Below are 13,552 nucleotides of genomic sequence, written 5' to 3'. Positions count from 1 at the left end.
AACAAAAAAACAGCACATAGGGCGGTTTTTTTGCTAACGTTTCACATCAAACGTCAATATTCCCAGCCCGTAAAGCATTCGACTCAATAAACGCACGACGTGGTTCTACATCATCGCCCATCAGCGTAGTAAAGATCTGATCCGCGGCAATCGCGTCTTCGATCTGTACTTTGAGCAGGCGGCGTACGGTTGGGTCCATGGTGGTTTCCCACAATTGGCTTGGGTTCATTTCGCCCAGTCCTTTATAGCGCTGTTTGCTGACGCCGCGCTCTGCTTCGTCGCGCAGCCAGAGCATGGCGTGATGGAAATCTTGTACGGCGATTTCTTTCATGCGCTCGCCTTCGCCGCGGCGGATGAAGGCGCCTTCGCCTAACAACCCTTTGAAGGTTTGTGCGGCGGCTTCGAGGACTTTGTAATCGGTGCTGTCGACGAAGTCGGCGTCGATGCTGCTGACTTTGATATTGCCGTGGTACAGACGTTCTATGCGCAGGCTGAACATGCCTGAGAGTTCATCGCTGCGTACGACGGCGTTGACGGCCGGGTCGTTGATGGCGGCGGTGAGTTCTTGGGCGGATTGCTCTGCATGTTCTGCGCTGTCCATTTTGAGCGTGACGCCGGTCATGATGGCGGTCAGTGCAGCACGATCAATGACGCGAGTGAGGCGCATCATGATAGCGTTAGCCAGATTGTATTGACGCACCAGTTCACCGAGTGCTTCGCCGGAGATCGGGTCTGCGCCTGTACTCGGAGTGAGCGCAGCACCAGTGAGGGCGACGGTCATCATGTACGTGGCTTCTTCGGCGTCGTCTTTGAGGTAGCGTTCGTCGCGACCTGCTTTGACTTTATACAGCGGTGGTTGCGCGATGTAGATGTGACCGCGCTCGACCAGTTGTGGCATCTGACGATAGAACAAGGTCAGCAATAGCGTGCGGATGTGGGCGCCGTCGACGTCGGCATCGGTCATGATGATGATGCGGTGATAGCGCAGTTTATCGACGTTAAATTCGTCCGGGCCGATACTGGTGCCTAGCGTAGCGATCAGGGTGGTGATCTGTTCGCTGGAGAGCATTTTTTCAAAGCGGGCTTTTTCTACGTTCAATACTTTACCGCGCAGTGGCAGGATCGCCTGGAACTTACGGTCGCGGCCTTGTTTGGCCGAGCCGCCCGCGGAGTCACCTTCGACGATGTACAGTTCGCAGAGAGCAGGATCTTTTTCCTGGCAATCCGCAAGTTTGGAGGACAGGCCCAGGCCGTCCATGACGCCTTTACGACGGGTGAGTTCGCGCGCTTTGCGGGCTGCTTCGCGGGCACGTGAGGCTTCGACGATTTTGCCGCAAATGATTTTGGCATCGTTCGGTTTTTCTGCGAGGTAGTCGGTCAGCGTCTTGGCAACGATCTCTTCGACCGGGCCGCGCACTTCAGACGACACTAATTTGTCTTTGGTCTGTGAGCTGAACTTTGGCTCTGGGACTTTGACGGAGAGCACGCAGGTGAGGCCTTCGCGCATGTCGTCGCCAGTGACTTCGACCTTGGCTTTTTTGGCGTATTCGTGTTCTTCAATATACTTGTTGATGACACGGGTCATCGCGGCGCGCAGGCCGGTCAGATGGGTGCCGCCATCGCGTTGCGGGATGTTGTTAGTGAAGCAGAGTACCTGTTCGTTGTAGGCGTCGTTCCATTGCATGGAGACGTCGACGGTGATGTTGGTGCCCTGGTCGGAAACTTTTTCGCCGGTTGCCTGAAAAATCGTCGGGTGCAGGACGCTCTTGTTTTTGTTGATGTACTCAACGAAACCGCGGGTGCCGCCTTCGAAGGCAAATAATTCTTCTTTGCCGGTGCGATGGTCGTTTAATTTAATGCGTACACCGTTATTCAGGAAGGACAATTCGCGGATACGTTTTGCCAGAATTTCGTAGTGAAATTCGACATGCGTGAAAATTTCTTCATCGGCCCAGAAATGGACTTCGGTGCCGCGTTTGTCGGTTTCGCCGATGACTTTGATCGGTGAGCAGAGTACGCCGTCGATGGTTTCTACTTCGCGATTTTGCGGTACACCACGGACAAATTCCATGGCGTATTGCTTGCCGTCGCGACGGATCGTGAGCTTGAGTAATTTAGACAGACCATTCACGCAAGAGACGCCGACGCCGTGCAGACCGCCTGATACTTTGTATGAATTCTGATCGAACTTACCGCCGGCATGCAGTTCAGTCATGACGATCTCAGCGGCGCTGCGCTTAGGTTCGTGCTTGTCATCCCATTTGATACCGGTCGGAATACCACGGCCATTATCGGTAATGGAGATGGAGTTGTCGGTATGGATGGTGACGTTGATCTCAGTACAGTGACCTGCCAGCGATTCATCAATCGAGTTATCTAAAACTTCGAATACGAGGTGGTGCAAACCGGTGCCATCAGAAGTATCGCCAATGTACATGCCGGGGCGTTTCCGCACGGCTTCGAGACCTTCGAGAATTTGAATGGACGAAGCGCCATAACCAGCGGACGTGGCAGATTCCGTGACTGGTTTTTCTGGTGATGGCGTTGCTGTGTTGTCTTGGGTGTTCTCGGACATGGCTACCTTCTGTATTAGGGTGTTGCTTGTTCTGACTGATATAGGCTACTAAAAATACTCAACAAAAGTATTCAAAAAAATACTTCAGCCCGGTCCCGCAAGCGGGATCGGGGAATTACCTCAGGATTTAAATCCGCATTGGCATGACGACATATTTAAAGTCGGTGTTGTCAGGGATCGTGATCAGTGCCGATGAATTGGAATCACCCAGAGCGATATTGATTTGATCGACTTTGAGGTTATTCAATACATCGAGCAGATAGGTCACATTGAAGCCGATATCGACACTGTCACCACCGTAGTCGATTTCGATTTCTTCGACAGCTTCTTCCTGGTCGGCATTGGTGGACATGATCTGCATGCTGCCTGGTGTGACGACACAACGCACACCTTTGAACTTGTCACTGGTCATGATTGCTGCGCGTTGCAGCGAGCGCAGCAATTGTTCGCGACCCAGGGTGAAATTGTTTTTGTAACCCTTAGGGATCACGCGGTTGAAGTCAGGGAATTTGCCTTCGACCAGTTTGGAAATCAATTCGATATCGGCGAACGTCAGTTTGACCTGATTGTTGGCGATGTCGAGTTGCACCAGATCGTCTTTGTCTTCGAGCAGACGCTGCAATTCGATAATCGTTTTGCGCGGGATGATGACTTCTTGACGCGGAAATTCCTGTTCGACTTCAACCTGGCAAAACGCCAGACGATGGCCGTCAGTCGCTACGGCGATCACGTTTTTGCCATCGACTACGAGCAACAGGCCATTCAGGTAGTAACGAATGTCTTGCTGCGCCATCGAGAAGTGCACCATATTAAATAGGTGCTTCAGAGTTTTTTGCGGCAGGCTGACGCTGGCATTGAAATGCTCTGCTTGCGCAACCGTCGGAAATTCTTCAGCCGCCAGTGTTTGCAGCGAGAAGCGGGATTTGCCAGCTTGCACTGTCATTTTTTTGTTGTCGAGCTTGAGCACGACATCATTGTCGTCCGGCAGCGCGCGCAAAATATCGAGCAGCTTGCGGGCGGCAACCGTGGTGGCAGTGACGTCACCGCCAGAGCCGATTTCGGCATGCGTGGTGATCTGGACTTCGATGTCGGTCGACAAGAAGGAAACTTTTTCGCCGTCTTTGCGGATGAGGATATTGGCCAGAATCGGCAATGTGTGCCGACGCTCGACAATACCACTCACGATTTGCAGTGGCCGGAGTATGGTGTCCCGGTGGGTTTTAACCAATTGCATGTGTATATCCTCGCTAAATTTGTAATTAATAAAGGATGCTGAACTTAACTTCTTATCGTTGCTGCTTTATTGCTTTTATTACTTATACCTGGCATTGCCTTGCGCTGTATTGATGCGGTTCTCAGAGCATTTATGGTCTGGGAGCCGCGTCAACATTGCGTGATGCAATTTAATTTTTACGAATCCATTTTTAGCAATTCGTTTTTACTAACTTGTTGCTTTACTTTAATCGACGCCCTTAGACAGGCTGTTCGGTTTTTGCAGGGTGTGCCGTACGCATCGGATGTGCCGCAGCGTTTGCCGGTGCGCATGACACACCCTACGTGTTCATTAACCCTTCAGGGTTTGCTCCAGTACGTGTAACTCGTGGTTGCATTCCGGGTTCTTGCCGCGATCTGCCGCGATCTTGCGTACTGCGTGCAATACCGTGGTGTGGTCGCGCCCGCCAAACAATTCGCCAATCTCCGGCAAACTCTTTTGCGTCAATTCTTTGGCCAGATACATTGCAATCTGGCGCGGTCTGGCGATGTTGGCCGGACGTTTTTTTGAATACATGTCAGCGACTTTAATATTAAAAAAGTCGGCGACTGTTTTCTGAATATTCTCGACCGAGATCTGGCGGTTCTGCACCGACAGCAAATCTTTCAACGCTTCTTTGACGACATCGATCGTGATTTCTTTGCCGTGGAAGCGCGAGTACGCCAGAATCTTGCGCAGTGCACCTTCAAGTTCGCGTACGTTCGAGCGCAAATGTTTGGCGACGAAGAAGGCGACGTCATCTGAAAAATACACGCCCTCTGAGTGCGCTTTTTTCAGCAAAATCGCGACGCGCATTTCGAGTTCCGGCGGTTCAATCGCGACGGTCAGGCCAGAGTCAAAGCGCGAAATCAGGCGATCATCCATGCCGGTGATTTCTTTCGGATAGGTATCGCTGGTGATGATGATTTGCTTCTTGGCGGCGATCAGGGCTTCAAACGCGTAAAAGAATTCTTCCTGCGTACGGCTTTTGCCGCCAAAGAATTGAATATCATCGATCAGCAACAGGTCGAGCGAATGATAATAGCGCTTGAACTCATCAAACCCCTTGCGCTGGTAAGCGGTCACTACGTCGCGCACATATTGCTCTGCGTGGATGTAGCGAATCCGCGCATTAGGGTTATCGACCAGAATCTGGTTGCCAATCGCGTGGATCAAATGCGTTTTACCCAGACCCACGCCGCCATATAAGAACAGCGGGTTATAGGACACACCAGGATTGTTCGCGACCTGAATCGCGGCAGCGCGTGCCAGCTGATTGGCCTTACCGGTCACGAAGCTGTCAAAGGTCAGATCGACATTGATACGGCTCTGATCACGGCGCGGCGTTGGTTCAACCACAGGCTCGGACATGTGCTGAGGCATGTGTCCGGAGACGTCGTCGTGTTGCGATAATTCGCGGTGGCTTGATCCATTCGATGAGGTGCCACTTTGTCCGGTTGGGAGAGTTTTTTTATTGCCGCGCGGGTCGAGTACAAACTGCACATCGATGGGCTCATCCCAGAACTGAGCGGCAAGTTCGGTGATGCGGCCGGCAAACTGGGTTTTTACCCAGTCAAGTTTAAAACGGTTAGGCGCGGCAATACGCAACCGGCCGTCTTCAAAATCGAGCGGTGCCAGCGGTTTGATCCAGGCGCTATACTGCTGCGGCGTTAACTCCTGCTCTAATTGGGACGAGCAGGCTTGCCAGAAATTTTCCATGTATTCACTTATGTTCGATGCTGATGTGATTCCCTTTCAAAATCATGCGAGCCCGGGCGAATATCCCGGCAGCTAAACCGAGACAACAACGACATGCATGATTAAGACATGGAATGAGACTGACACGCGGACTGGAACGGCAACAAGCTACAGTTGGATGGGCTTCGGTCAATCGAAGGCAACTCTGGAGTAGATAAACAAGACCTTGGGTGTTATTTAAAATGTTGTCGTTAGTGCAAATCAGTCATGCCACACTAATCCGCTATTCTACCCTTGCCAGCCAGAGTTATCCACAGGCTGAGCAGTAAATTTATGAGGCCGGTATAAAACTGGTGTTGCGGCTCTGTGTTGCTATTGTGTACTTAATTTGTGTCTGTGCCTGTAGCATATCTTCCTATGAGAATGGGGCAAAAGACCTTGTGATTGCTTGCCGGTAGTGACTATGACATGATGAAAAAATGTGCTAAGTGATTGACACGTAAGCCAAAAATGGTGTCTAATTCAGGGTTCCCTACCCTCTTTTAGTTGATGGTGCATTGTTGTTGAATTAGATGCAGCACACCGAGCAGCGGTTTTGGGGCAGTAAAGGTGAAAAGCCTGACGTAGGAATTAACTTAAGCCTTTACCCGTAATTCCGATTTTTTATTTGCTCAAATAGCGAGACCAACATGAAACGTACTTACCAACCTTCCGTCGTTCGCCGCAAGCGCACTCACGGTTTCCGCGCACGCATGGCAACCCGTGGCGGCCGCGCTGTATTGAACGCACGTCGTGCCAAAGGCCGCAAGCGTTTGGCAGCTTGATCCATCAAGCCATAATCAGCGGCAGCGTTGGTTGGTGGCATGAATTGGCATGACTCTATTATGCTCAATGCAATGACACCAGCAAACGCAAGCGATGATTTTGCACGCGCTCGGCGCATCGTTAAAACGGATGAATTTTCATCCGTTTTTCGTTTGCGCCCGGTACAAAGAACCGCGCACTTTGTTTTGTATGCAAGACCCAACGATCTGCCGAATGCCAGATTGGGTGTGGTCGCAGCGAAACGGTTTGCGCCGCGTGCAGTGACGCGTAATACGATTAAACGTGTCACCAGAGAAATTTTTCGTTGTTCGTCGCTGGTGAGCGTGGATTGTATTGTGCGTTTGTCCAAGCCGGTCAATACGAAGTCTGGTCCTGCGACGACAGCCCGCCTCAAGCAAGAGTTGCGGGCTGAAATTGTACGTCTGTTCGCTGCGCAGCAATTGTCTGCTCAGCCGATGCTACCTCCATTAGCGCCGCCTGCATCATGATGAATCCCGTGAAATCCTTGTTGCTGCTCTTGCTGCGGGTATATAAATTCGCGATCAGTCCCATGCTGGGACAAAATTGCCGCTTTTATCCCAGTTGTTCGGACTACGCAGCAGAAGCGATTCGTGAACATGGTGCCGCTAAAGGCAGTGTGCTGGCAGGCAAGCGTTTGTGCAAATGTCATCCCTGGCATCCGGGTGGCGTGGATCTGGTGCCACAAAAAACGCCGCAAACCTCAGAAAAATCTGAAAAATATAGATTCATCCCCACATCCGACGGACGTTCCGCTCACAGTCGCAGTTTGCTGACCTGGTCAAAACGTTCTGGTTCTTCTTTTAAATCTCTCTGTTAAACACACTATGGATATCAAACGTACCGTCCTGTGGGTTGTTTTCTCGATGTCGCTGTTGATCCTCTGGGACAACTGGATGCGTCATAACGGCAAACAATCATTTTTATTCCCTTCGCCAGCAACGCAACAGAGCAAGAACGCCAGTGCCAGTGCTTCGGCATCTGCTGCTACGGCTACCAATACCGCCGCGCCTGGCGCTGCCGCTGCCGCAAGTAGCGCCAGTGCCGTTGCCGGTGCGGATAGTGCGGCCAAGCACGAAGTCTTTACCGTGACCACGGATGTGTTCAAGGCAGACATCGACAGCCTGGGCGGTGAGCTGAAGCGTCTGGAACTCTTGCAATACAAAGAAACCGTCCACCGTGAACACTGGTATGACGCTTTCCTTGAACTGGCGGGCAAAAAAGAAGTACCGGTTGCCACCAATAATATTGTGCTGTTCACTGAAACGGCGCAGCGTACCTATCTGGCGCAGACAGGTTTGCTCGGTGGTGCATTCCCTAACCACAAAACCAATTTCGTCGCAAAACCAGGGCCACGTAGTCTGGATGGCGGCAATCAGGTACAACTGGTGCTCGAATCAGAATTGAACGGCGTCAAACTGACCAAGACCTACACCTTCAAAAAGGGTGACTATGTAATCGATGTCAAACATGACGTGACCAATAATACGGCCGCTGCTATTACGCCATCGCTGTACTTGCAACTGATACATGATGGTACCAAGCCTCAAGGCGGCGGTATGCTGAGTGGTTCGACCGAGTTCTACGCACCAGCGGTCTACACCGAGGATGCGCACTTCCAGAAACTCGATTTCGAAAAAATCGAAAAAGGTTCAGACAGTCACGCAACCAAATCCGACAATGGCTGGGTCTCCGTGATTCAGCATTTCTTTGTCTCTGCTTTCATTCCGCAAGACAAAACAGCACGTGAGATTTTCACGAAAAAGGTCGATACCAATTTATATGCAGTCGGCAATATCTTGTCCATGGGCAGTATTGCGCCGGGCGCGACAACAAGTCTGAACGCGCGTCTGTATTCAGGTCCGCAAGAATCAGACAAGTTAGAGAAAATTGCCCCCGGTCTGGATCTGGTTAAAGATTACTGGTACTTCGCGATCATCGCTAAGCCAATGTTTGCTTTGATGGAATTGATTCATAAATTACTGGGTAACTGGGGCTGGACGATCATCGTGTTCACACTCACGATCAAGCTCGCACTGTTCCCACTGTCTGCTGCCGGTTATCGCAGTATGGCGAAGATGAAAGTGGTCACACCAAAAATGACCGCAGTACGTGAACGGTATAAAAACGATCCGCAAAAAATGAATCAGGCCATGATGGAATTGTATAAAACTGAGAAAATCAATCCGCTCGGTGGTTGCTTCCCTGTCTTGATCCAGATGCCGATTTTCTTATCCTTGTATTGGGTATTACAAGCTAGCGTTGAGATGCGCGGCGCACCCTGGATGGGCTGGATTACTGACCTGACGGCACCTGATCCCTGGTTTATCCTGCCAGTAATTTATGCAATTTCGATGTTCATCACAACCAAGTTAAATCCGGCACCTGCGGATCCTATGCAAGCCAAGATGATGATGTTCATGCCGTTGATGTTCTCGGTGATGTTCTTCTTCTTCCCATCGGGTCTGGTGCTGTACTGGGTCGTGAATAACATCTTGTCGATTGCGCAGCAATGGGTGATCAATAACAAGCTGATTCCGCCAGAACACAAGGTGGCTGCGAAGTAAGCATGTTGTCGCTGCTGATGTCAGCAGCGACATAAGCAATAAAATCAGCCGCAAAATAAGCAAGAAGCTAAGCAAGAAGTTAAGCAACAACGCGCAGCAAACTAAGTTTTAAAAAGCCCATGCAGATCATGGGCTTTTTTTTCGACATGGTCAGACACGCTATTTATGTGGCATTTGAGTCACAAGACTGACAATTTTTCTGCGCCATTTGTGTGCAGGGTTAGAATTTCATCATGAACCAACACAGTACATCGCCTGGCAACTACGACAACACACCGATCACCGCGATTGCAACGGCGCCCGGGCGCGGTGGTATTGGCGTGGTCCGTATTTCCGGCAAGGATTTATCGCCCATCGTCAGCGCCTTGTTTGCCGGCGTATTAAAGAACAAGCCCTTGACGCCGCGTCATGCGACGTATCTGCCATTTACGCAAGCGGATGGCAGCGTGATCGATCAGGGTATTGTGATTTATTTCAAAGGACCGCATTCCTACACCGGTGAAGATGTACTTGAGTTGCAAGGACATGGTGGCCCGGTCGTGATGCAAATGTTGCTGACGCGTTGCCTCGAAGCCGGTAAAGAAGCGGGACTGCGACTGGCTCAACCTGGCGAATTTACGCAACGCGCTTTTCTGAACGACAAACTCGATCTGGCGCAGGCGGAAGCTGTTTCTGATCTGATCGAGGCATCGACTGAGGCCGCGGCAAAATCCGCATCGCAGTCCTTGTCCGGAGTTTTTTCCAAAGTGATTCATGCACTGGTTGAAAAAGTCGTTCACCTGCGCATGCTGGTTGAAGCGACTCTCGATTTTCCAGAAGAAGAAATCGATTTTTTAGAAAAATCAGACGCGCGTGGTCAGCTCACGACGATACAGGCAGCGCTGCAAGCCGTATTTCAGCAGGCCGCGCAAGGCGCCTTATTGCGTGAAGGGTTGAATGTGGTGCTCGCCGGACAACCGAATGTCGGCAAGTCCTCTCTGCTGAATGCGCTGGCGGGTGACGATGTCGCCATCGTCACGCCGATCGCCGGAACAACCCGCGATAAAGTGACCGAAACCATCCATATCGAAGGCATTCCGCTGAATATCATTGATACCGCAGGTATCCGCCATGATGATGACGAGCTGCATCCGGACGAGCATCGCAGCACCATTGATACCGTTGAGCGTATTGGTATTGAGCGCACCTGGGCCGAGGTCAGTAAGGCCGATGTGATCCTGCATCTGCTCGATGCCAGCCGCGGACCGACGCGGGCTGATGAAGGCATCGTTGCCCGGTTTCCCGATGAGGTGCCGGTCATCCGCATCTGGAACAAAATTGATTTGTCCGGCCATCACGCCAGTGTCGACGAGATGGATGACGCCACCCATGTGTATCTGTCAGCGCAAGACCATGTCGGGATCGATCTGCTACGCAAAGAATTACTCCGCATCGCAGGCTGGCAGCAGACTGGTGAATCGCTCTACCTGGCACGCGAACGTCATCTGATCGCCCTGAAACAAGCGCATGAACATTTACAAAATGCTGCTGACTACGCGGCACAAAACGACCAGTCCCTCGATCTCTTTGCCGAAGAGCTGCGCCTGACACAAGACCGCCTGAACAGCATCACGGGTGAGTTCACCTCCGATGATTTGCTTGGGGTGATTTTTTCGCGTTTTTGCATCGGCAAGTAAGCCGTATTTTTTCTGCTGATCGGGCGGTGTGATATTTCTTACGCCCGCCGTATCTTCATCTTCACGTGAAGAACTATAAGTCCCCTGCCCGAGAGCATCACATCGCAGGTATTGCAATGTTTTGCATCTGGCGCGGCATCTGGATTAACGCTATTTAGAAGCTTCCTCAATACAATCCGCAATATTGGCGCGGGCTTCCAAGTCTTTTTGCCTGAAAACCCGCGCCAATATTGCGGATTGCTCTATCAGAGTATCTTCATTCCTGCAGCTTGCTTAACAATTATTAATTGCATAAAACATATTACTTGTTGATAATGTATTTCAATAATTCTAACTTTACGGAATAGCCGATTGCTGTTTCAGGTCATCCGGTGTTGTGTTCCGTTTCTTCGTACGACCAACAAGGAGTGAAGATGAGCTTACGCTGGATGAGATTTGGAATCGCAATGCCCCCTGCGCTGTCGTTGGTGTCAGTGGTGTCCATGGTGTCTATGGCGTCATTAATGTCGCTGACGACGTCAGCGTTCGCCCAGAGTGTTACGGGGGATGATGTTGATGCAGTGAGTAGCCGTAATTATCAGGCCGATATTCGCCGCACCAGTCTGGGCGTACCGCATATCAAGGCGGCGAGTTGGGCAGATCTTGGTTATGGCTATGGTTATGCGCAGGCTGAAGACAATCTTTGCACGATGGCGGATGCCTTTTTAACGTATCGTGGCGAACGTTCTAAATATCTTAGTGCCGAGGCGATTCCGGTAGCGGCATCGACATTGGAGCTGGCGCGGAATCTGGACTCGGATTTTTTTCACAAACATGTAATTACCAGCGATGTGCTGAACACCATGATCGGCGCGCAGCCGCAAGATTTACGCAATATGGTGCAAGGTTTTGCTGCAGGCTATAACCGCTATCTGCGCACGCTGAGAACCAGTGGTAATACCGCCCACAGCGCCTGTCGCTATGCGGATTGGGTGCAGCCGATTCGTCCCAGCGACGTGTATCGCCGCATGTACGCGGCGAATCTGGCAGGCGGTTATAGCAATTTTGTGAATAGTATTGCGAGCGCAGTGCCACCTGATGCCGCGGCCAAAACTATCGCAGCTCAACCTTTTGATCCTGAGCAAACGATCATGCCGCAGATGCAAGTCGGCGGTACTCAGGGCGTAGGCAGCAATATGATTGCCTATGGCAGCGCATCTGTGACAACGAATAGTCCTCTGTTGTTCGGTAACCCGCACTGGTACTGGCGCGGCGGCGACCGGTTTTATCAGGCGCAATTAACGATCCCGGGTCAGTTGAATGTCAGCGGCGCATCCTTTCTCGGTGTGCCCGTGATACTGATCGGCTTTAACGATAATGTCGCCTGGACACATACCGTGTCGACTGCGCGTCGCTTTGGTATCTATGAATTGACGCTGGCGAACGGCGATACCACCAGTTATATCAAAGACGGTAAAAAAGTACGCATGACCGCGAACACCATTTCGGTCAGCGTCAGGCAGGCCGATGGTCGTCTTGGCGTGGTCAGGCGCACCTTGTACCGCAGCGAATACGGACCGCTCCTGAATCTGGGTTTGCTGAATCCGGCACTGACCTGGAACCCGGCGACGGCTTTTGCGATCCGCGATGTCAACGCGACGAACTATCACAGCTTCCGTAACTGGATGCGCTGGAACCAGGCGCAATCGCTGGATGACTTTATCCGTATCCAGAAAGAAGAGCTCGCAACACCGTGGGTCAATACTACCGCGATTGGCCGTGGCTCCAGCAAGGCATGGTATGCCGACATGGGTGCAGTACCGAACGTGAGCAATGCGCAGGCCGCGAGCTGCACGACGCCGACTGGACAGGCGCTGGCAGCCTACTTGCCCCGCGTTCCTTTTCTTGACGGTGCCCGCAGCGCCTGTGACTGGAAAACCGATGCCGACTCCGCACAGCGAGGCGCGTTCGGTGTCGCCCGATTGCCTGGCCTGCTGCGCAACGATTATGTCGCCAATATGAACGACAGCTACTGGAGCACCAACCCCAAATCCCTGTTGACAGGCTTTGCCGACATCATCGGCAGCGCAGGGACGGAGTCACTCAGCATGCGCACACGGCTTGGTCACACGATGGCGCAAGGCAGACTTGACGGTACTGACGGTTATGCGGGCAATAAAGCCAGCGTCGAGATTGTCAAACAAATGGTATTAAACAGTCGGGTGCTGACGGCAGAATTATTCAAGACCCAGGTCCTGCCTTTGATCTGTGCGACATCCAGCGTCACGATTAGCGCCGATCCTGAAACCGGTGAGAGCCTGCCATCAACTTCCGTCAGCCTGGGCAGCGCCTGTGCCGCTTTGTCCGCCTGGGACAATACCGGCAATCCCGGCGCACGCGGCGCACATGTCTGGGATGAATTCTGGCGACGCGCCTCTTTACTACCGGAGGCGCAGTTGTACAAAGTCCAGTTCAATCCAGCCGATCCCATTCACACGCCCCGTGACATCAATCCTGTGAATGCGCAGGTCTTACAACAAGCCTTTGGCGCTGCAGTGTTGCGCGTGCAGAACAGCGGCTACGCGATGAACGCTGTGCGTGGCGATACGCTGTTTGTGACCCGCAATCAACGCAAGATAGGTTTATTTGGCGGCTGTGAGAATGCCGGCTACTTCACCGTTGCCTGTTCCGAAAATCGTCTGGATCAGGGTGGTTATAGTATGGACGGCAATCCCAACGGCAACAGCTATATGCAGGTGGTGTCTTTTACTAGCAGCGGGGTCGAGGCGCATACTTTCCTCACCTTTTCTTTATCCGACGATCCGGCCTCTGTCCGCTCGGTTAACTATACGGATCGGTATGCGGCGAAGAACTGGCTGAAGATACCTTTCAGCGAAAATGAGATTCGCCTTGATGCTGGATACAGCAACACCACAATTCGCGAGTGGTGATGGCAATCGGC

Annotated in this window: 9 protein-coding genes; 6 read left to right on the top strand and 3 right to left on the bottom strand. The window is 51.9% G+C overall.

The window, feature by feature from the left end; all coding sequences use genetic code 11:
* Positions 1 to 46 precede the first annotated feature (46 nt).
* From gyrB to dnaA, 3 genes are all read right to left on the bottom strand, one after another.
* Positions 47 to 2,575: a DNA topoisomerase (ATP-hydrolyzing) subunit B gene (gene gyrB / locus ACO0K4_RS02840; protein WP_422955080.1), complete on the bottom strand. Its 2,529-nt coding sequence runs from the start codon at positions 2,573 to 2,575 to the stop codon at positions 47 to 49.
* 127 nt (positions 2,576 to 2,702) lie between these two features.
* Positions 2,703 to 3,809 (bottom strand): DNA polymerase III subunit beta, encoded by a 1,107-nt coding sequence (gene dnaN, locus ACO0K4_RS02835; protein WP_422955079.1) that lies wholly within the window; start codon positions 3,807 to 3,809, stop codon positions 2,703 to 2,705.
* A 330-nt stretch (positions 3,810 to 4,139) separates the two neighbouring features.
* Positions 4,140 to 5,546, bottom strand: a complete 1,407-nt coding sequence (gene dnaA / locus ACO0K4_RS02830; RefSeq protein WP_422955078.1) for a chromosomal replication initiator protein DnaA — start codon at positions 5,544 to 5,546, stop codon at positions 4,140 to 4,142.
* A gap of 668 nt (positions 5,547 to 6,214) precedes the next feature.
* On the opposite strand from dnaA, the gene rpmH reads away from it, so the two are divergent.
* From rpmH to ACO0K4_RS02800, 6 genes are all read left to right on the top strand, one after another.
* Positions 6,215 to 6,349: a 50S ribosomal protein L34 gene (rpmH, locus tag ACO0K4_RS02825; protein WP_061535510.1), complete on the top strand. Its 135-nt coding sequence runs from the start codon at positions 6,215 to 6,217 to the stop codon at positions 6,347 to 6,349.
* 72 nt (positions 6,350 to 6,421) lie between these two features.
* Entirely contained in the window at positions 6,422 to 6,838 is a 417-nt protein-coding gene (locus ACO0K4_RS02820; protein WP_422955077.1) for a ribonuclease P protein component, read from the top strand.
* Positions 6,835 to 7,188 (top strand): membrane protein insertion efficiency factor YidD, encoded by a 354-nt coding sequence (gene yidD / locus ACO0K4_RS02815; protein ID WP_422955076.1) that lies wholly within the window; start codon positions 6,835 to 6,837, stop codon positions 7,186 to 7,188. Before ACO0K4_RS02820 ends, yidD begins: the two co-directional genes overlap by 4 nt.
* A 7-nt stretch (positions 7,189 to 7,195) precedes the next feature.
* Complete coding sequence (gene yidC, locus ACO0K4_RS02810) at positions 7,196 to 8,935, top strand: membrane protein insertase YidC (RefSeq protein ID WP_422955075.1); 1,740 nt, start codon at positions 7,196 to 7,198, stop codon at positions 8,933 to 8,935.
* A gap of 233 nt (positions 8,936 to 9,168) precedes the next feature.
* On the top strand, positions 9,169 to 10,611 hold the full coding sequence (mnmE, locus tag ACO0K4_RS02805; protein WP_422955074.1) for a tRNA uridine-5-carboxymethylaminomethyl(34) synthesis GTPase MnmE: 1,443 nt from the start codon (positions 9,169 to 9,171) through the stop codon (positions 10,609 to 10,611).
* Positions 10,612 to 11,024: 413 nt separating this feature from the next.
* Complete coding sequence (locus tag ACO0K4_RS02800; protein ID WP_422955073.1) at positions 11,025 to 13,541, top strand: penicillin acylase family protein; 2,517 nt, start codon at positions 11,025 to 11,027, stop codon at positions 13,539 to 13,541.
* Positions 13,542 to 13,552 lie beyond the last annotated feature (11 nt).

Source organism: Undibacterium sp. RuTC16W, from assembly GCF_049339445.1.
GTDB lineage: Bacteria > Pseudomonadota > Gammaproteobacteria > Burkholderiales > Burkholderiaceae_D > Undibacterium.
Note: the sequence above shows the minus strand (reverse complement) of the source record. Positions and strands in the feature narration are given on the sequence as shown.